A 19830-nucleotide genomic window follows, 5' to 3' on the forward strand; every position below is an offset into this window, starting at 1 on the left:
TTATTTATATGACAAAGATAGTGGATGGATTGTTTACGGCATATACCATAAACCGGGTATTTTTTTACCTCCTTCTATGCGTCACGCACAAAAGGAGGTTACAATCATAATTATATACAAGTCTGAAAGGACTCTCTTTAATGTCTGCCTCCTCCTAAGGCTTGGTAGAGGTTTACGGTGGCTTGAAGCTCGTCAAAACGATCCGTTACTTGGGAGAGCTGGGCGCTGAGCAGGGTTTGCTGTGCCGTGAGCACTTCCAAATAAGTAGTGTTTCCATGCGTCATCAGCAATTGGGTGCTACGCACGGCATCTTCAAGCGATTCGATTTGGTGTGTACGCAAGTCGATCTTTCCCTTTGCGGTCTGGGCTTGGGTAAGTGCGTCGTTCACCTCTTTTCCGGCGTTGAGCACGGTTTGTTGGAAAGTGAGCTTGGCCTCCTCTTGCTGCGCTTTCGCTATTTTCAATTGGGCGATATTCGCTCCTTTGTTAAATAGCGGTTGCGTGAGGGAGCCGACCGCCGATAGTAATAGTTTACCCGGATTTACGATGTAACTGCCTGCGCTGTTTGTCCACCCTGCGCTGCCGCTAAGACGTAGCGAGGGATAAAAATTGGAGCGTGCGGAGGCTGTCCCGTAGAACGCTTGCGCCAATGCGTACTCGGCGCTACGTACATCCGGACGGTTCGATAGCAGCTGCACCGGGATGCCGATCGCCAGATCCGGGGTCAAGGACTGCTCTTCCAATCTTCCTCGCTCGATATCTTGAGGTGTTTCTCCTAATAAGACGGCAAGCGTATTCTCGGTCTCCCGGATGGTCTGTTCCAGATCCTTAACAGAGGTCTCGATGGAGTAGCAAGTAGCCTCGGTTTGCGATACGGCCGCCTCGGTAGTCATGCCGGCTGCCATTAACGCTTGGGTGGCACGAAGGCTCTCTTGCCATCTCACGGCGGTTTCCGTCGTGATCTCGTATTGCCGATCCAGCATCAATAGGGTATAATATAAATTGGCGATGTTGGCGATCAGTTGTGTTTGTACGGCTTGGCTATACGCTTGGCTTTGCGACAAGGCGGCTTTCGCTTGGCGTTTGGCGTTTGTCAGCCGGCCGAAGATATCGATCTCCCAACTGGCCGATACCGGGACGTTGTATGTCCACGACGCTTTTGCCTTATTGAAACTACTTGTCGTGCCCTGCGGATCTAGGGAGAGCGACGGGAGGTAGGAGAGGCGGGAGGTCATTAACGCCGCCTCGGCTTCTTGCACCTTTAGATGGGCAATCCGCAGATCTGTATTATTGGCTAATCCCCGTTCGATCAAGGATTGCAAGGCCGGATCGGTGAATAGGTCCCGCCAACTGATATTCCCGATGGAGAAGGTATCTGCCGGGGCTATCTCCTCCCGATATAGATTCTCCGGGAGGGTGGCGACAGGCTCGTATTTCTTGTAAATGCCGCAGCTATTCAACGCTAGCGTCGCTACGGCAAAGAGTATGATGTTATTCTTCATATACATTATATATATACAACTGGATAGATTATTTCTTGCTATCTAAATATTCTTTTCTTTCTTCGGCGGCCTCTTTTACCTCTTCTTGCACCTGCCAATCAAGGGAACGCTCGAATTGGATCGGGCGTAGTTTCTCTTGCAGGTATTGGAACGTGATGAATAAGCAAGGCACGATAAATAACAAAGCCAATGTACCGATCAACATACCGCCAACGGCACCGGTTCCCAACGAGCGGTTTCCATTAGCGCCTACGCCGTTGGAAACGATCAATGGCAGCAAACCGAATATCATCGTAAGAGCGGTCATCAAGATCGGGCGCAGACGAACCTTCGCTGCGCTAAGAGCGGCCGAGGTCAGGCTCATGCCGGACAAGCGGCGCTGGGTAGCGTACTCCGTCAATAAGATGGCGGTCTTCGCCAACAACCCGATCAACATGATCAGACCGGTTTGCAGATAAATGTTATTCTCCAATCCCATGAACTTGGCGAACAAGAAACTACCCATCAAACCCATCGGCACGGAAAGAATCACGGCGAAAGGAACAAGGAAACTCTCGTACAAGGCACTTAGGATCAAATAAATCATCAAGATACAGATACCGAAGATGATAATGGTCGTATTACTCTGCTGGTTCTCCTCACGGGTGATACTACCGAAGTCATACCCGTATCCTTTCGGGAGTGAGGTGGCCGCTGTCTCTTTTACCGCCTTGATAGCATCCCCGGAGCTATATCCATTGGCCGGTACGGCATTGACGGCGATCGAATTATACATATTGAAACGAGCTAAAGACTCAGCCCCATAGACTTTGGTCAATGTGATAAACTGACTAAGCGGTGCCATCTCGCCGTTCGACATGCGTACGAACGTATTATTCAAGGAGGCCTCATCCAGACGATATTTAGGATCAGACTGTATCATCACCTTATACACCTTCGAGAAACGGTTGATATTCGACACATATTGCCCTCCGTAATAACCGGAAAGGGTTGATAGAACAGCATCCGGAGTGATTCCGGCCCGTTTGCATTTCGCCGCGTCCACATCCATGCGCCATTGCGGGTACTTGATATCGAAGGTAGAGTAAGCCGTAGCGATCTCGGGCCGTTCACGCAAGGCCGCGAGATATTGCTGGGTCGTGTTAAAGAAGGTCGTTAAGTCTCCACCGGCCTTGTCTTGCGTATGCATTTCCAATGCGTTACCCATACCATATCCGGGGATCATGGCCGGGGCGATGGCGAAAATCGTAGCGTCCTTGATATCTGCCGTACGGCCATATACCTGTCCGATCACGGCTTGTACGTTATCTTCCTTGTCCGGGCGCTCATCCCAATGTTTTAGTTTCAAGATGAACATACCGAAAGAGCTACCTTGTCCGGCCAGCAAACCATAACCGGAAACCTTGGAATAAGATTGAAGCTGTGGAATCTGGTTGATCCGTTGCTCGATATTCGTCATGATCTTGTTAGTCGTAGCCAAGGAGCTTCCGGAGGCCGTACTTACGTTGACAAAGACCGTACCTTGATCCTCATCGGGCACCAAGCTGGATTTTGTCGTGTTCATCAAGACGATAAGTAATACGATGGAGCATGCCAATAAAGACCAAGCCAGCCATTTCCGCTTGATAAAGAACAATACCCCGTGCTTATATTTCTTGATGACCGAATCGAATGCGGCGTTGAACGCCTTACGGAAACGTGCGGCGAAGTTATTCTTTTGGGTACCGTCCTCGTTGATGTAAGGCTTCAATAAGATAGCGCAAAGTGCCGGACTTAACGTTAATGCGTTAACGGTAGAGATACCTACGGCCGCTGCCATCGTCAAGCCGAACTGCGTATAGAACGTACCGGATGTACCGCTCATGAAGGATACCGGAATAAACACGCCCATAAATACCAATGAAGTAGAGACGATGGCGGATGTCAATCCTTTCATCGCGTCCATACTAGCCATATAAGAGGACTTATATCCAACGTCGAACCGAGCTTGGACTGCCTCTACAACAACGATCGCATCATCCACCACCGTACCGATCACCAATACCAAAGCGAATAAAGTGATCAAGTTGATGCTAAATCCGGCGACCGTCATAAAGGCGAACGTACCGATCAAGGAAACTACGATCGCTACCAACGGAATCAGCGTAGAACGGATATCCTGCAAGAAGACATATACCACAAGGATAACGAGGATAATGGCCTCTATCAAGGTTTTTACAACCTCATGGATCGAGGCGTACAAGAAATCATTCGTACTCATCAATTTTACGACCTCGATACCTTTCGGGAAGTCTTTCGAGGCTTCCTCAAGAAAAGCGTCGATCTTATTATTCACCTCCGTGGCATTCGATCCGGCTGTCTGGAAAACCATACAGGAGATACCCGGCTTACCGTTTGTTTGTCCGATATAGGCATAACTCTCCTTTCCTAACTCAATGTCTGCTATCTCTTTTAGCTTCAATACCTCTCCATCCTCGGTGGAGCGGATCACGATATCGCCGAATTCCTCCGGAGTAAGCAGGCGTCCGCTATATTTCATGGTGTACTGATACGTCTCGTCCGAGTTCTCGCCTAAAGAACCCGTGGCGGACTCAATATTTTGCTCGGCCAACACGGAGGTCACGTCCGAGGGGATCAATTTGTATTGGGCCATAACGTCGGGCTTCATCCAGATACGCATACTGTAATCGCCACCCATAACCATCAACTCGCCGACTCCGGAGATACGGAGTATCTCTGGTTTTAGGTTGATGCTGATGTAATTACTGAGGAAGTTCTCGTCATAAGAACCGTCCGGGCTATAGAGCGAGAAGATCTGTAACATACTGGTCTGGCGCTTGGAAGTCGTGACACCCACTTGGGTAACCTCGGCCGGCAATTGCCCGGTCGCTTTCGATACACGGTTCTGTACGTTTACGGCGGCCATGTCCGGATCGGTTCCTTGTTGGAAATAGATCGTGATCGTGGCGGTACCGGAGTTGGTAGCCGTGGAGGTCATGTAGGTCATATCTTCCACGCCGTTGATCGCCTCTTCCAAAGGGGCTACGACACTCTTCTGCATGGTCTCGGCATTCGCCCCGAAGTAAGTCGTACTGACCATAACGGTAGGAGGGGCGATATCCGGATATTGTTCTACGGGCAAGGTGAAAAGCCCGATGATACCCGCAACCATAATCGTGATGGAAATTACGGCGGACAGTACGGGGCGTTCTATAAATGTGCTAACTTTCATTGTTCTTAATTTTGTTTTACTTCAATCGGTGTTCCTTCACGCAATAAACCTACGCCTTCGGCTACGATCACGTCGCCGCTATTCAATCCGGCGTTTACGATATACTCTTGTCCTCCGTTCACACGGGTCACTTCTACGGGGGCGGATTGCGTCTTGCCGTCCACTACCTTGAAGACAAATACCCGGTCTTGGATCTCGAACGTGGCGGCTTGGGGAATTACGACGCAGTTATCGTATGTAACCGGAATGATCACATTCCCGGAGCCCCCGCTATTCAATAATTGCTCCTCGTTCGGGAATGCGGCACGCAAGCTGACTGTTCCGGTGTTTTGATCGATAATGCCGCTGATCGTCTCGATCTTTCCCGTTTGGGGATAAAGCGATTTATCGTTCAGTTGAAGCTCTATCTCGGGCATATTCTCCAAGGCTTTGTCTTTCGAGCCGTATTGACGGGTCAAGGCCAATAGCTGATTCTCGGTCATGGAGAAATACACATACATCTCGGAATTGTCCGATACCGTGGTGAGCGGTTTGGGCAGGTTTGCGCTTACTAATGCGCCTACACGATAAGGCAGGGTTCCGATGACGCCGTTCGAGGGGCTTTTCACTTCCGTGTAAGAAAGGTTGTTACGGGCGTTTATCTCTTGTGCCTCCGCTTGGGCTAATTGGGCTTTTGCCGAGAGTAGAGTGTTGTAGGCGGTCTTTAGGTCGAACTCGGAAACTACTTTGTTTTTATACAATTCTTGTTTACTGTCGTAGGTCAGTTGCGCTGTCGCTACAGATGCCTTAGCGGCCTCTACGTTCGCAATGGCGGTGTTTAAGGCCGCTTGATAAGGAACTTGATCAATAATAAATAAGACTTGTCCTTTTTTTACACTCTCGCCTTCCGTTACGCAGAGCTTTGTAATAAAGCCGGATACTTGCGGATAAATATCGATGTCCTGTTTTCCTCGTATACTCGCCGAGTAATTATTGGATAAAGTTTTCTCCGAAGTGAATACGGTCATTGTCGTATACCCTGAACTTTGTTGGATTACAGGGCTTTGTTTACACCCAACAGCTACGATACACCATAAGGCGATCGCAGTCTTCATCAATCGATTTTGCTTTTTCATCTTAACTAATACCTATATTTTCGGATGCAAAGCTACTCGCTTATCGGCGAACCATTGTTTCCACAATGAGGCGATGATTGTTCATTTTGAGATGGAATGATCCGTTATATGCTAATGATCTCTTATATTCGCGGGCAAAATAGTAGACATATGAATCCATTTGAGATAGAGAGAGGAGAGTCGTTCATAATAGGCGATTCCGATTTGAGGGAGTTATTGGATCGTCCTTACAAGAGCGGATATGGCATGATCTTATTTTGCTATAAAGGAACGGCGAATATATCCGTCGATTTGAGCCGATGGGATATCCGGCGCAACACGGTGATCGTATTGATACCGGATACGATCCTGACGTTGAATGCGAGTAGCGAGGATTTCAAGGTACAATATATATCCTTTTCGAAGGTCTTGTTCGACGAGGCCGTATTCCGGCTGGATCCGCCCTTTTTCCGCTTCATAAAGGATAGCCCTTGCTATACGCATCCCGCCGATCAGGAGGAGACCATAAATGTGATCATCCGGCTGTTTTGGCTGATTTACATGGATCGGAATAACGTGTACCGTGATATGATCGTGAAAAACCAGTTGCAATGCTTCTTCCTTAATATGTATGATAAGACAAGGTACTCCTTTTCGAGCCGCCAGCAAAATGGGTGCAACCGTGGGGAGGAGTTGTTCCATAAGTTCATCAATTGCATCCATGCCCATTATCTCGACCAGAAAGAGGTCTCTTTCTATGCGAACGAGCTTTGTATCTCTCCCCGTTATCTCTCCACTATCACCCGGCAAGTGGCGGGCGAGTCGGCGAAGACCATTATAGACCGGCATATCATATTGGAGACAAAGGTGTTGTTGCGTACCACGGAAATGACCGTGCAGGAGATAACGAACCACTTGAACTTTCCCAGCCAATCCTATCTGGGACGGTATTTCAAGAAGCATACGGGGGAGTCACCCATAGAGTATCGAATGAAAAGGAAGTGATACCACTTACTGCAAGGCGGGTTGCAGTAAAATAGCCATGAGGTTTTGTCCTTATAAAGCTGTGGAAGCTTTTCCCGTTTGCCCTTGATCGAACGTATCCGTGATTAAGGTAAGAGCACCATCTCCCGTCACGTTGCAAGCCGTACCGAAGCTATCTTGCAAAGCGAATATCGTAAGCAATAATGCCGTTCCCGCCTCGTCGAAACCTAGGATAGCGATGATCAGGCCCAATGAGGCGAGCACCGTACCGCCCGGTACGCCGGGAGCGCCGATCGCGAAGAAACCAAGCAAGATGATAAATACGAACATCGTCGTGAAGTCCGGCATGCTGCCATATAATATTAGCGAGACGGTCAATACGAAAAACACTTCCGTCAAGATAGAGCCGCATAGATGGATGTTCGCAAACAGGGGGACAGTCACGTCAATTACTTCCTCTCGCAAGATCTTGCTTTTCTTGGCGCAGGTCAAGGCCGTGCCCAAGGTGGCGGCGGATGACATGGTGCCTAAGGCTGTCAAATAAGCGGGTCCGTAGTATTTCAATACGCCCCAGCTATTTTTCCGGGAGTAGATCGATGCGACTACATACAGTAAGGTCAACCAGATGTAATGGCAAATGATGACAATCAACAGGACGGATAAAAAGATAGGCAACTGCTTTGTAATCGCCCCCTCATAACTAAGGACACAGAAATTTGCGGCGATGAAAAGCGGCAGGACCGGCATCAAGACCCGTTCTACCAATTTAAGTACCATGTTCTGGAATACTTCCAGCAACCTCTCCATCTCCTCGGATTTAACCCATGCGGTAGAAAGTCCCAGCATCACGGCCAATACCAATGCCGACATAACGCTCATCACTGGCGGAATCTCTAGATTAAACAACATGGGAGGGATGTCTTTTAGACCTTCCGAGGCGGTTTGAATATGCAAATGCGGTATTAATTCATAACCCACAACGGCGCCAAAGGTAGCGGCGCCAACCGATGACAGGTATGCGATACTAAAAGCGAATAATAAGACTTTGGATGCGTTGCTTTTCAAGCGGGCGATAGAAGGCGCCACGAATCCTAGAATGATCAACGGAACCAAGAAGAAAATAATCTGTCCCGTAATTTGTTTTACGATCATGACCGCTTTTAACACAGACTCGTTTACGGCAAGCCCAACCAGAAGTCCGATCAAGACGGCCAGTATCAACCGTACGATCGTGTTGGAAAGAATCTTTTTCAGCATATTCGGATGTTTTTATTTTTCAATGACAGCAAATATAAGATATTTTCTTGTGTGAATGGGTGAGTGGACAATTTTGATTACTTTTGTTTGATGAAAACAAGATCGTTGGTTTGTATTTTATAATCAAGTAATATGAAAAACATGAAACAAGCTTTACTGGTAGCGGGTTGTTTATTGGCTACCACTACGTTATTTGCCCAGACCGAGAAAGGGGACTGGGCTCAGTTTGGTCGTTATGCGGAGGCTAACAAGACCGTGAAAGTTCCTTCGAACGTGGTATTTATGGGGAACTCCATTACAGACGGATGGTGGCCGGCGGATTCGACTTTCTTTATCCGGAATAACTTCGTAGACCGTGGGATCAGCGGACAGACAACCTCGGAGATGCTAGTTCGTTTTCGCCAAGACGTTATTAACTTGAAACCGAAAGCCGTGGTGATCTTGGCGGGAATCAATGATATCGCTCACAATAACGGTGTGATCGCCTTGGAAAACGTGTTTGGGAACTTGGTCTCTATGGCAGAATTGGCGAAGGCAAATCATATCAAGGTGATTTTCTGCTCCGTATTGCCGGCTTATGATTTTCCTTGGAGACCGGGTATGCAACCGGCCGATAAGGTTATCCAGCTCAATAAATGGATCAAGGAGTATGCGGATAAGAATGGTTTGACATACGTGGATTATCATTCCGCCATGAAAGATGAGCGAAACGGATTGCCCGCTAACCTGTCGAAAGATGGTGTGCATCCTACCTTGGAAGGCTATAAGATCATGGAGAAGATCGTGCTGGAGGCCATTCATAAAACCGTGAAGTAAGCAGATGAGAAACTATTTATTGGCTTTATCTTGTTGTATGGCTTTATCTTGTTGTACGCAAGTGAAAGTTTCCGAGGTATATACGGCGGCGGCAGAGAACTCTTTACGTGCTCCGGCCGTTCCTTTGGTCACGATCGACCCCTATACAAGCGCATGGTCGTTTGCCGATCAATTGAATGATGAGTCGGTACGGCATTGGACCGGCCGTGATTATCCGCTTCTAGGCGGTATACGAGTAGATGGTAAGTCATACCGTTTCATGGGAATGGACGATATACAGGTGACCTCGGTGATCGGTATGGCCTCGGATGGCTTATGGGAGGCCGATTATACGATGTCTCAGCCTGCCGGCGATTGGTTCGCCGAGGCTTATGATCCGAAAAGTTGGAAGCGGGGAAAAGCCGCTTTCGGAACGGAAGATAATCCGAATCGTTCCACGCCTTGGTCTACAGGAGATATCTGGGTACGTCGTACGTTTGACTGGCCTTCGGATGAGCAAAAGGATGCCCTCTACCTCCAATATTCGCATGATGATAATATCGAGGTGTATCTAAATGGAAAGCAAATCGCCGTGGCAGGGAACGGTCTGGACTATGATTTGCTGAAAGAGATACCGGAAGCGGTGGCGGAGAGCTTGAAGCCTACGGGTAACGTGTTGGCCGCTCATTGCCGGAACAATGGGGGAGGCGCTTATGTGGATATGGGAATCATGCGGAAGGTGAAACGAGGAGATACGTTCGATGAGAAAGCGATCCAGAAATCCATGAACGTGATGCCTACGCAAACATTCTATACCTTTGAGTGCGGTGGCGTGAGTCTGGACTTGATTTTCACGGCTCCTTTCTTGCTGAATGATCTGGAGGCTATGACTTCTCCGTTTAATTATATAACCTATCAAGTCCGTTCCATCGACGGTAAAGATCACGACGTGCAACTATACATGGAAGCCACGCCGCAATGGGCCGTGAATACGATCGATCAAGAGGTGACTTTCGAGAAAACGGAAACCCCTGATTTAATTTACCTGAAGACAGGAACAATCGATCAAGAGGTTCTGGCGAAAACCGGGGATGATGTACGGATTGACTGGGGATATTTCTATTTGGCTATCCCCAAGAAACCGGGAGTCTCCGCAACGATCGACGAGTATTATGCTACGAAGAAAGCTTTCATGACTACTGGTAATTTACCGGCTGGATCGCAAAGTCTCTCTTCGGATATGCGTGAGCAAATGACAGTCCTCGCTTATACGGACCCGATCGGCAAGGTCTCCAAGGAAACCGTCTCCGGACATTTGATGATCGGTTACGATGATTTATATTCGATCCAGTATTTCCAAGACAACCGGATGCCTTATTGGAAGCACGACGGAAAGGTGGATATTCATCAGGCGTTCGAAAAAGGGGAGGCTTCTTACGAGGATCTGATGCGGCGTTGCGGTTCCTTCGATTCTTCTTTGATGAGCGAGACGAGTGCCGTAGGAGGGAAGAAATACGCCGAGCTATGCGCTATCGCATATCGGCAGGCGATCGCCGCCCATAAGTTGGTGACTGATAAGGAAGGGACTCTCTTATTCCTTTCGAAAGAAAATTTCAGTAACGGTTCTATCGGAACAGTGGATATTACGTATCCTTCCGCCCCCTTATTCTTAGTATACAACACGGATTTATTGAAGGGAATGATGAATCCCATTTTCTATTATAGCGAGAGCGGACAATGGAAGAAACCTTTTCCGGCTCACGATGTGGGTACCTATCCGGTTGCGAACGGTCAAACCTATGGTGGCGATATGCCCGTGGAAGAAAGTGGTAATATGCTTGTGCTAGCGACCGCTATAGCAATAGTGGATGGCAATGCTGATTATGCCGCCCAACATTGGGAGGTCTTGACTACATGGGCGAATTACTTGTTGAAGGAAGGCCTTGATCCGAAGAACCAACTTTGTACGGATGATTTTGCCGGACATTTCGCCCATAACACGAACTTGTCCATCAAGGCAATTATGGGAGTTGCCGGCTACGGAAAATTGGCGGAGATGTTAGGTAAGGCCGATATCGCTAGACAATATACGGAAGTCGCCCGTGAGATGGCCGCTAAGTGGGTGAAGATGGCGAACGATGGTGATCATTACCGCCTGACTTTCGATAAGCCGGGCACTTGGAGCCAAAAATATAATCTGGTCTGGGATCGCTTGCTGGGCTTGAATATCTTCCCAAAAGAGGTTGCCGCTACGGAAATGGCTTATTACAAGACAAAACAAAATAAATATGGTTTGCCGTTGGATAACCGGGAGGATTATACGAAGTCCGACTGGATTTTATGGTCCGCTTGTTTGACCGGATCGATGGAGGATTTCAATGCGCTGATGGTTCCGGTCTGGAACTACGCCAACGAGACGACTTCACGTGTTCCTCTAAGCGATTGGCATTTTACTTCCGATGGTACGCAACGAGGTTTTCAAGCCCGTTCGGTTGTCGGGGGATATTTTATGAAGATGCTGGAAAAGAAGCTAGGAAAATAATGTCATTCTAAGAAACGGAAGGAGGTCATTCCTTCCGTTTCTTAGTTTTGCGCATATGGATATTCACAGGGAGCGATGCCTGTGATCTTCTTAAATATAAGGCTGAAATACTGTACGTTCGGATAACCTAATTGTCGTGCTACCAAAGCGGGAGTATTACCGTTTTTCAGTAGCATTGTCTTAGCCACGCTCAATCGTTTGAACTGAAAATATTCCTCCAGTGTTTTGCCGGTCTCGAATCTTAACAGGTCGTTGAAGTAAGCGACAGAAAGGTCCAGTTCTGCCGTACAATATTCGGCGGTGGGTAGCTGGCCGTTCTCTAATTTACCGGAAATGATATACTCGTCGAGGAGCCTTTCCAATTTCTCCAAGATAGCCTTGTTCTTATTTTCCCGGGTAATGAACTGTCGCTCATAATAGCGTGTACAATAATCCAATAATAATTCAATGTGGCGGGATAGAATGGTACCACTGTGCGTATCGATGGCATGGTGAAGCTCGTCCTCGATGTTTTCCAGACAACACGTAACTTTGGCTGTCTCACGTTGAGAGAGATGCAGAGCCTCTTCTTTGTGATAAGCGAAGAAGGTATAGTTCTTAATAGGGTTGTCCAATGACGTGTGGAACAATAGGTCGGGATGGAACGCTAAAAGGTACCCTTTGTTGGGTAGCGTATTATTCTCGCTCATGCGGAAAATCTCACCGGGTGTAAGAAACACCATCGTAGCGTTGGAATAATCGTAATACTTACGTCCGCAACAATAGCAACCGTCCGGGCAGTCTTCTATCAAGAGGATCGCGTAGAACTCGAACTTTACGGCCTCTTGCTCTAGGTTCGGGCTCTCTAGATTGATGAGGCTTACTTGTGGGTGCAGCGTCTTGCATCCCAAGCACCGGTTACATTCATATACAGTCTTAATATCTAACATCTTCTTGAACGCCTTCTATAGATTCGTTGATAGACCGATCTGCGCACGGTATTCACTTGGCGTGTACCCTACCCGTTTCTTGAATAGCCGACAGGAGTGCTGCGGATATTGGAAACCGAGGGAATATGCGATTTGGCTGACTGTGTCCGCCGTGCCGGAGATACGTTCTTTGGCTAGCTCGATTACTTTCTCTTGGATGTATTCCTGCGGTGATTTGCCGGTTTCCTTCTTGAACATGTCACCGAAATAGTTCGATGAGAGGCAAAGCTTGTCGGCAAAGTATTTCACCGTAGGCAATCCGTCCTGTTCGGCGAGTGTACTTTCGAAATACTCATCCAACAGGTTTTCGAAACGTGTCAGCACATCCCGGTTTGTCTTGCCTCGGGTGATGAACTGCCTTTCATAAAAACGCATACAATAATTAAGCAGCAGTTCGATATGGTTTACAAGTAAGGTTTTACTATGTTTATCCACGCCATGTTCCAGTTCCATACGGATGATCTTCAGGCAATCCATCACGATAGATCTTTCTTCTTCCGAGAGATGCAACGCCTCGTTTACCTCGTAAGAAAAGAACGTATATTTCTTTATATTCTTTCCGAGTGACGTTCCACGCAGTAAATCGGGATGGAAAAGAATACCATGTGCGTTTACTTGGACTTTATCGGTTGTCGGATTTGTTTCCGCAGTTTGTCCGGGGGCGAAGCAAACGATCGTGCCTTCTTGGTAATCGTATGTCTGGCGTCCGTATTTGATATCGCAGGCTTTCTCTAGTTTTAGATACAGTGCGTAGATGCCGTAATTGAAGCGGATGAGATCTACACTACTCGTCGCTTTATTCAAATCTATGACACTGACAAGCGGATTTAGGGTTTCGAGGCCGTATAGTTTGTTATATAGGTCTACACTATCTAAGTTAAGTATCTTATCCATAAGCCGTACGTATTTAATCAATAATTCTGTACGCAAAAATAGAGGATAATTCATATATAGTTATAACCCTAATTACGGATTATATAACCATTGTTACGGATTATGTGTATTTACAGGCTTTCTGGCTGATTCCACAAAACCTGTAATTGAGGTCATGACATCCGTAATTTGTCTACAAAGGGATGCTATTTGAGCCTCTATCTTTGCCTTCGTAAAAATAAATAAGGAACGACATGAAGAAGTCATTAAGAGAATTATGTACGGCAATAGCCATATGCTTTTGCGCTACGGGAAATCTGTTCGCTACAGACAATCAAATTAATACCGATCATACAATGGACAAGAATTTGAATCTAATTAAGGATTGGGATAAAGTATTCCCACAGAGTGACAAGGTGAGCCATAGTAAAGTTACTTTTCGTAATCGCTATGGCATTACGCTTGCCGCCGATATGTACAAACCCAAGCATGCGGATGGAAAATTGCCTGCTATCGCTATTAGCGGTCCGTTCGGTGCCGTGAAGGAACAATCCTCGGGTTTATATGCCCAGAAATTGGCAGAACGTGGATTTCTGACGATCGCTTTCGATCCGTCATATACAGGCGAGAGTGGCGGAGAGCCTCGTTATGTAGCTTCTCCCGACATCAATACGGAAGATTTCTGTGCGGCCGTCGATTTCCTTTCGACACGTGATGATGTGGATGCGGAACATATCGGTATCCTCGGTATCTGCGGATGGGGAGGCATGGCTCTTAATGCGGCGGCTATCGATACTCGTATCAAAGCGACCGTAACCTCTACGATGTACGATATGAGCCGTGTGAACGCTAATGGTTACTTCGATGCGATGGATGCCGACGCACGTTATGAATTGCGCAAGCAACTCAATGAACAGCGTACCGCTGACACAAAGAACGGCTCATACGCCCTTGCGGGAGGTTTGCCCGATACGTTACCCGACGATGCGCCCCAATTCTTGAAAGACTACTACGCTTATTACAAGACGAAGCGTGGTTACCACAAGCGTTCGCTCAACTCGAATGGCGGATGGAACAAGACCTCGGCTTTATCGTTCATCAATATGCCTATACTCTCGTATAGTGACGAGATTCGTAGCGCCGTATTGATTATTCATGGAGAGAAAGCGCATTCACGTTACTTCAGCGAGGATGCTTTCAAGAAACTGAAAGGTGACAATAAGGAATTGCTAATTATACCCGGAGCGAATCATGTCGATTTATACGATCAGATGAGTGTCATTCCCTTCGATAAGATTGAACGGTTCTTTGTAGAAAACTTTAAATAAGATTCATTATGCAACAGATAAAGGATATGGAATTTAGTGGTGAGCGTCCTTTGTTCGCCTCTCACGATTTACAATTAGACAATGTCGTTATTCATGCCGGGGAGTCGGCATTGAAAGAGTGTAGCAATATCATAGCCATAGGCTGTCGTTTTGAGGGTAAATATCCGTTCTGGCACGTGGATGGCTTCACCATCAAGAATAGCCTGTTTACCGAAGGTGGACGTGCTGCGTTATGGTACTCCCAAAATCTAGTGATGACGGATACACGGGTGGAAGCCCCAAAGATGTTTCGGGAGATGGACGGTATCAGACTGGAAAACGTACAACTACCCAATGCTCAAGAAACCCTTTGGCATTGCCGGAACGTGGAATTGATAAATGTGCAAATAGATCATGCTGATTATTTATTTATGCACGGCGAGAACATTAAAATCCGGAACTACGCTCAAAATGGAAACTACTCGTTCCAGTATTGTAAGAACGTGGAAATCCGTAATGCGGTCATCAACTCGAAAGACGCTTTCTGGGATACGGAGAATGTTACCGTATACGATTCCGAGATTAACGGCGAGTACTTGGGATGGCACTCGAAGAACCTGCGTTTGGTAAATTGCAAAATCTCGGGTACACAGCCGCTTTGTTACGCCCACGATCTTATGATGGAGAACTGTACGATGGCAGATGATTGCGATCTAGCCTTTGAATACAGTTCCGTGCAGGCGACTATCAATAGCCCGATCCGTAGCGTGAAGAATCCCCGTACGGGAAGCATCACCGCCGGAAGCTATGGTGAGGTAATCCTCGACGAGAACATTAAGGCTCCGGGTAATTGCCAACTGAGGCTATGGAATGAACGTACTTGCTTTTCCGCATAAAGAATATGAGATATAACTTCGATGAAATAGTGCCTCGTACCGGTACGAACTCCTATAAATGGGATAGCGCTGTGGATACGGATGTTCTACCGATGTGGGTGGCCGATATGGATTTCCGTACGGCACCCGTTATTATCGAAACCTTACGGCAACGTGTAGAACATGGTATTTTCGGTTATACTCGAGTACCGGATGCATATTACGAAGCGGTGACAGGCTGGTTTGAACGTCGGCATGGATGGCAAATACGAAAAGAATGGATGATTTGTACCTCCGGAGTTGTTCCGGCAATTTCTGCCGTTATCAAGGCGCTAACCGAGCCGGGTGATAAAGTACTGGTGCAGACTCCGGTTTATAACTGTTTTTTCTCGTCCATCCGCAATAACAGATGTGAGATTATCCGCACCCCTTTGTCTTATGCCCATGATACATTCACGATTGATTATGAGGATTTGGAGAAAAAAGCCGCTGATCCGAAGGTAAAGGTCATGCTGTTGTGTAATCCTCATAATCCCGCTGGAAGGGTATGGACACGTGAGGAACTAAGTCGTATCGGCAAGATCTGTATCCGTAATGGCCTAATAGTCGTATCAGATGAGATACATTGCGAACTCGTATTTCCGGGATATACTTTTACACCGTTTGCATCTATCTCAGAAGAATTCCTACGGCATTCCGTGACATGCCTGTCGCCTAGCAAGGCTTTCAATATCGCTGGATTACAAATCGCCAATATCGTGTGTTACGATGAGAACCTACGTCGGAAGATAGACCGGGCAATCAATATCAACGAGGTATGCGATGTGAATCCTTTTGGTGTAATAGCTACCATAGCGGCCTATAATGAGGGAGAGGAATGGCTGTCGCAACTGATCGATTATTTATGGCAGAATTACTTATACATGAAAGATTTTTGCGGGAAATATCTGCCGGACTTTCCGATAACCTTGTTGGAAGGCACTTATCTTGTATGGATGGATTGCCGTAAGTTAGGTAAATCATCGGAAGAATTGGAGCACTTGCTGATCGAGAAAGCGAAGCTATGGCTCAATGCCGGAACGATGTATGGAGCAGAAGGCGAAGGCTTCATGCGTTGGAATATCGCTTGTCCACGTTCCTCGCTGATAAAGGGGGTGGAGCTGTTCAGGGATTTTGTAGGCTGTGCCTGTTAAAGAATAGTGATGATAGAAAACGTGAGAAGGGGAAAACATCTATTGCTTTCCCCTTCTTTCATATATCTCTCACTAGATAAAAGATTCGTTTTACTCGATCTCGATGCTATGTTTTACCGGAGTAAGAATGAACGTGAACTCATAGTCGCCGTAAGGAATCTGGTATTCCGGGAGTGCGATAGTTCCCCAGCTATTTACACAGCCTAATCCCATCTGTACCTTATCGAGACAAAGGTTTGTCAAGTCGGCTTCCTCTACTTCTGGAGAGTGTCTTTGATCCTTTCGGGCACCGTCGTCCAAAGACTCTATCGTATAATGCAAAGCGGAAGCGGAGAATGGGGCAGAGGCTACGACCTCGATACCGTTGCCAGCCTCGTTCAGCATTTTCCACCAGCGGATATCCGATTTCGTTCCATTCTCTTGCGGACGGATATACGAATAGAATTGCTCGTCTACGGTCTGGCGGTAAATAGCCAAGTCCGCGTTACCCTTGCGGTCGATATAATTCTCCACGGGACCACGGCCGTAGTATTCGATATTCTCGAAATATCTCGGCATCGGCATTTGCATACCGAAGCGGAACATGGGGGATACCTTGGCATTCTTGTCTGCTGTCATTTTCTGGGTAACCTTGATCGCACCCTTGTTATTGATCACGTACGTCAAGTTCAACTTGGCGGATACGGTCGGCATATCGTAAACGGCCTCTACGATCACTTGCTTGTTCTCCATCCGTTGGTTAAGAGAAGTCAGCTTCATTTCCGGATTCTTCCATGCGGCGTACTTCTTCTGTAGGCCAGCTCCGAAATCATTGTCTGTCGGCGCACGCCAGAAGTTAGGAGTCAAAGCCTCTCCTTCCTTGATCATGTCTTGGCCGTTTACCTCGTATTTGATCAGGTAACCATTCTCACGGTTGAATTCGGTACGGAAACCACAACCTTCCACGATCAGGTAATTGGCGTCGTTATCTTGTACGGCTGGAGCCTTGGTTTCGATATTGGTTGTTTCCACGTTTTTCAAATCCATAGATGGAGCCTTGTACGGGTTCAACGTCAGCTGATCCTTGGCCACGGTATGTCCGGCGGGTAATAAGCCCTCACGGTTCTTCAGTTTATAAGATACATTCAGCAACCATTCCGTGCATTGGCAAGTCTCGCCTAGATCCAATCGGATCGTTGATGTTTGTTGGGGAGCTACTTTCAGGTCATCGACACGTCCGCTACGAACAACCTTGCCACCTTTCAGCATTTCCCATTCCAGATAATAAGCGGAAAGGTCACGGAAGAAATTCTCGTTGTACACCTTGATCTCACCTTTCGACAGATCGCCGGGGGTTGTCCAGATATCTTGGTAATAATACCCCACCTCGTACATATGCGGGTTCGGAACACGATCCGGGCTGATCAAGCCGTTATCGCAGAAGTTATTATCGCTAGCGTCGAACTTATTGAAATCGCCGCCATAAGCATAGATCATTTTCCCGTTCTTGCCGGTCCAGCGCACGGATTGATCCACGAAGTCCCAGATGAAGCCCCCTTGATATTTCGGGTATTTACGGATCAAATCCCAATATTCCTTGAAACCTCCTTGAGAGTTACCCATGGCATGAGCGTATTCACATTGTATCAAAGGCTTTTGCATGGAGTTATCCTCGCTGTATTTAGCGCAATCCTCGTAGTTGTAATACATCGGGCAGAAGATATCGGTCTTTCCGTTCTTTCCGGCCTGTTCGTATTGTACGGCACGGCTGGGGTCTTCGTTCTTGATCCAGTCGTAAGCGGCCTCGAAGTTAGGACCGTATCCAGCCTCGTTACCCAAGGACCAGAAGATGATACTCGGATGGTTGAAGCCACGTTGGACGTTACGTTGGTTACGTTCCAGATGCGCTTTCTTATAAGATGGGTTCTTGGCTAACGTCTCCTCGCCGTATCCCATTCCGTGAGACTCTATATTGGCTTCGGCTACGACATAGATACCGTATTTATCGCAAAGATCGTACCAGAAGTTGTCATCGGGATAGTGGCAGGTACGAACGGCGTTCAAATTGAATTTCTTCATGATCTGTATGTCCTGTATCATGCGTTCGCGTGAAACGACATAACCGCCATCGGGATCCATCTCGTGACGGTCGGCACCCTTGAAAAGAACCGGTTGCCCGTTCACGAGTATCTGGGCGTTCTTTAATTCGATCTTACGGAAACCTACTTTTACGGGGATTACCTCGATTGTTTTGCCTCCCTCTTTTAAAGTAGCCCGTAAAGTATATAGATAGGGAGTCTCCGCAGTCCATTTGTGGGGAGAGGAGACTTCTATCGTCGTGCTGACCTTTCCGGAAGCGTTCAAGGATTGGGTAGTGACAGCTTTATTCTGGGCATCCAATAGTTCAAGCTCTACTGTACCTTTACCCTTCATGGTCAGGTTGACTGCCAACGAGCCATTTTGGTATTGAGCGTCCAGATCCGGAGTCACACGTATATCGGCGATCTGTTGCTTTGGGTTACGGGCGTATAAATAACAATCACGTCCGACACCGCTGTAACGGAAGAAATCTTGGTCTTCCAGATAAGTGCCATCACACCAGCGGAATACTTGGAAAGCAATCAGGTTTTTTTGTCCGGGTTTCAAGTAAGGAGTTAAGTTAAACTCCGCTTCCAGCTTGCTGTCTTCGCTATAGCCTACGTACTTCCCGTTTACCCACAAATACATATTGGAGGTAACGGAACCGAAATGGGCGATGATCTCTTTTCCGTTCCAGCTGGCAGGAACCATGATCTCACGACGGTAGGAACCCACATGGTTATTAACGGTAGGGACCTCGGGCGGGTTGTTCTTGAATTGCTCACGCCAAGCGTAACCAACGTTTACGTAGAGAGGATCTCCATATCCGTTCAGTTCCCATACACCGGGCACAGGCATATTGTTCCATCCTTTGTCGTTGTAATCGGTCCGCCAGAAATCGGTAGGACGAGCGTCAGCGTTCTTTACCCAAAAGAATTTCCAAGGACCGTTCAAGGTCATGAAGTTCTGGGATTGTTCCTTGGCGTCCTTCGCTGCCACCTCGGCGGTCTCGTAGGCGAAGAAATTGGCGTGCATCGGGGCACGGTTTACGGCGTTGACCTCGGGGTCTCGCCACTCATTCGACTGGGCTACCGCTGTGAAAGCCAAAGCGGCAAACAGTCCGGTCATAAGTTGTCTTTTCATGCTATTA

13 protein-coding genes are annotated in these 19830 nt (G+C 47.4%); 6 read left to right on the forward strand and 7 right to left on the reverse strand.

Annotation, left to right across the window (positions count from 1 at the left end):
• Nucleotides 1–137: 137 nt before the first annotated feature.
• Genes BDI_RS04875 through BDI_RS04885 form a run of 3 tightly spaced genes read right to left on the reverse strand, consistent with a single transcriptional unit; the run spans nucleotide 138 to nucleotide 5849 of the window.
• On the reverse strand, nucleotides 138–1502 hold the full coding sequence (locus BDI_RS04875) for an efflux transporter outer membrane subunit (protein ID WP_011966261.1): 1365 nt from the start codon (nucleotides 1500–1502) through the stop codon (nucleotides 138–140).
• A 28-nt stretch (nucleotides 1503–1530) separates the two neighbouring features.
• Nucleotides 1531–4734, reverse strand: a complete 3204-nt coding sequence (locus BDI_RS04880) for an efflux RND transporter permease subunit (protein ID WP_011966262.1) — start codon at nucleotides 4732–4734, stop codon at nucleotides 1531–1533.
• Nucleotides 4735–4739: 5 nt separating this feature from the next.
• A complete protein-coding gene (locus tag BDI_RS04885) occupies nucleotides 4740–5849 on the reverse strand; it encodes an efflux RND transporter periplasmic adaptor subunit (RefSeq protein WP_011966263.1) in 1110 nt (369 codons plus the stop codon).
• Between the two features lie 150 nt (nucleotides 5850–5999).
• Between BDI_RS04885 and BDI_RS04890 the strand changes: the two genes are divergently transcribed.
• Nucleotides 6000–6833, forward strand: coding sequence for a helix-turn-helix domain-containing protein (locus tag BDI_RS04890; RefSeq protein WP_005857181.1), 834 nt, complete (start codon nucleotides 6000–6002; stop codon nucleotides 6831–6833).
• Between the two features lie 51 nt (nucleotides 6834–6884).
• Here the strand turns inward: BDI_RS04890 and BDI_RS04895 are convergent, their stop codons facing one another.
• Nucleotides 6885–8069 (reverse strand): dicarboxylate/amino acid:cation symporter, encoded by a 1185-nt coding sequence (locus BDI_RS04895; RefSeq protein WP_011966264.1) that lies wholly within the window; start codon nucleotides 8067–8069, stop codon nucleotides 6885–6887.
• 132 nt (nucleotides 8070–8201) lie between these two features.
• Between BDI_RS04895 and BDI_RS04900 the strand changes: the two genes are divergently transcribed.
• Both BDI_RS04900 and BDI_RS04905 read left to right on the forward strand, forming a co-directional pair.
• On the forward strand, nucleotides 8202–8885 hold the full coding sequence (locus tag BDI_RS04900) for an SGNH/GDSL hydrolase family protein (protein WP_005857175.1): 684 nt from the start codon (nucleotides 8202–8204) through the stop codon (nucleotides 8883–8885).
• Nucleotides 8886–8889: 4 nt separating this feature from the next.
• Nucleotides 8890–11406 (forward strand): glutaminase domain-containing protein, encoded by a 2517-nt coding sequence (locus BDI_RS04905; protein ID WP_011966265.1) that lies wholly within the window; start codon nucleotides 8890–8892, stop codon nucleotides 11404–11406.
• Nucleotides 11407–11447: 41 nt separating this feature from the next.
• Here the strand turns inward: BDI_RS04905 and BDI_RS04910 are convergent, their stop codons facing one another.
• The gene (locus BDI_RS04910) at nucleotides 11448–12335 is read right to left on the reverse strand and encodes a helix-turn-helix domain-containing protein (RefSeq protein ID WP_005857170.1); all 888 of its coding nucleotides are present in this window, start codon (nucleotides 12333–12335) and stop codon (nucleotides 11448–11450) included.
• Between the two features lie 15 nt (nucleotides 12336–12350).
• On the reverse strand, nucleotides 12351–13268 hold the full coding sequence (locus BDI_RS04915) for a helix-turn-helix domain-containing protein (RefSeq protein WP_011966266.1): 918 nt from the start codon (nucleotides 13266–13268) through the stop codon (nucleotides 12351–12353).
• A 233-nt stretch (nucleotides 13269–13501) separates the two neighbouring features.
• Between BDI_RS04915 and BDI_RS04920 the strand changes: the two genes are divergently transcribed.
• From BDI_RS04920 to BDI_RS04930, 3 genes are read left to right on the forward strand one after another with little or no spacing between them, the layout of a single operon-like run.
• On the forward strand, nucleotides 13502–14575 hold the full coding sequence (locus BDI_RS04920; RefSeq protein WP_011966267.1) for an alpha/beta hydrolase: 1074 nt from the start codon (nucleotides 13502–13504) through the stop codon (nucleotides 14573–14575).
• Between the two features lie 8 nt (nucleotides 14576–14583).
• On the forward strand, nucleotides 14584–15450 hold the full coding sequence (locus BDI_RS04925; RefSeq protein ID WP_011966268.1) for a DUF3737 family protein: 867 nt from the start codon (nucleotides 14584–14586) through the stop codon (nucleotides 15448–15450).
• Between the two features lie 5 nt (nucleotides 15451–15455).
• Nucleotides 15456–16622 (forward strand): MalY/PatB family protein, encoded by a 1167-nt coding sequence (locus tag BDI_RS04930; RefSeq protein ID WP_011966269.1) that lies wholly within the window; start codon nucleotides 15456–15458, stop codon nucleotides 16620–16622.
• A gap of 90 nt (nucleotides 16623–16712) precedes the next feature.
• Here BDI_RS04930 and BDI_RS04935 read toward each other — a convergent pair whose 3' ends face one another.
• Complete coding sequence (locus BDI_RS04935; protein WP_005857161.1) at nucleotides 16713–19823, reverse strand: glycoside hydrolase family 2 TIM barrel-domain containing protein; 3111 nt, start codon at nucleotides 19821–19823, stop codon at nucleotides 16713–16715.
• Between the last annotated feature and the right edge of the window lie 7 nt (nucleotides 19824–19830).

The organism is Parabacteroides distasonis ATCC 8503 (assembly GCF_000012845.1).
Lineage (GTDB): Bacteria > Bacteroidota > Bacteroidia > Bacteroidales > Tannerellaceae > Parabacteroides > Parabacteroides distasonis.

Coding starts and splice junctions, on each gene's coding strand:
- BDI_RS04875 (WP_011966261.1), bottom strand. CDS start 1,502: ATGAAGAATAACATCATACTCTTTGCCGTAGCGACGCTAGCGTTGAAT.
- BDI_RS04880 (WP_011966262.1), bottom strand. CDS start 4,734: ATGAAAGTTAGCACATTTATAGAACGCCCCGTACTGTCCGCCGTAATT.
- BDI_RS04885 (WP_011966263.1), bottom strand. CDS start 5,849: ATGAAAAAGCAAAATCGATTGATGAAGACTGCGATCGCCTTATGGTGT.
- BDI_RS04890 (WP_005857181.1), top strand. CDS start 6,000: ATGAATCCATTTGAGATAGAGAGAGGAGAGTCGTTCATAATAGGCGAT.
- BDI_RS04895 (WP_011966264.1), bottom strand. CDS start 8,069: ATGCTGAAAAAGATTCTTTCCAACACGATCGTACGGTTGATACTGGCC.
- BDI_RS04900 (WP_005857175.1), top strand. CDS start 8,202: ATGAAAAACATGAAACAAGCTTTACTGGTAGCGGGTTGTTTATTGGCT.
- BDI_RS04905 (WP_011966265.1), top strand. CDS start 8,890: ATGAGAAACTATTTATTGGCTTTATCTTGTTGTATGGCTTTATCTTGT.
- BDI_RS04910 (WP_005857170.1), bottom strand. CDS start 12,335: ATGTTAGATATTAAGACTGTATATGAATGTAACCGGTGCTTGGGATGC.
- BDI_RS04915 (WP_011966266.1), bottom strand. CDS start 13,268: ATGGATAAGATACTTAACTTAGATAGTGTAGACCTATATAACAAACTA.
- BDI_RS04920 (WP_011966267.1), top strand. CDS start 13,502: ATGAAGAAGTCATTAAGAGAATTATGTACGGCAATAGCCATATGCTTT.
- BDI_RS04925 (WP_011966268.1), top strand. CDS start 14,584: ATGCAACAGATAAAGGATATGGAATTTAGTGGTGAGCGTCCTTTGTTC.
- BDI_RS04930 (WP_011966269.1), top strand. CDS start 15,456: ATGAGATATAACTTCGATGAAATAGTGCCTCGTACCGGTACGAACTCC.
- BDI_RS04935 (WP_005857161.1), bottom strand. CDS start 19,823: ATGAAAAGACAACTTATGACCGGACTGTTTGCCGCTTTGGCTTTCACA.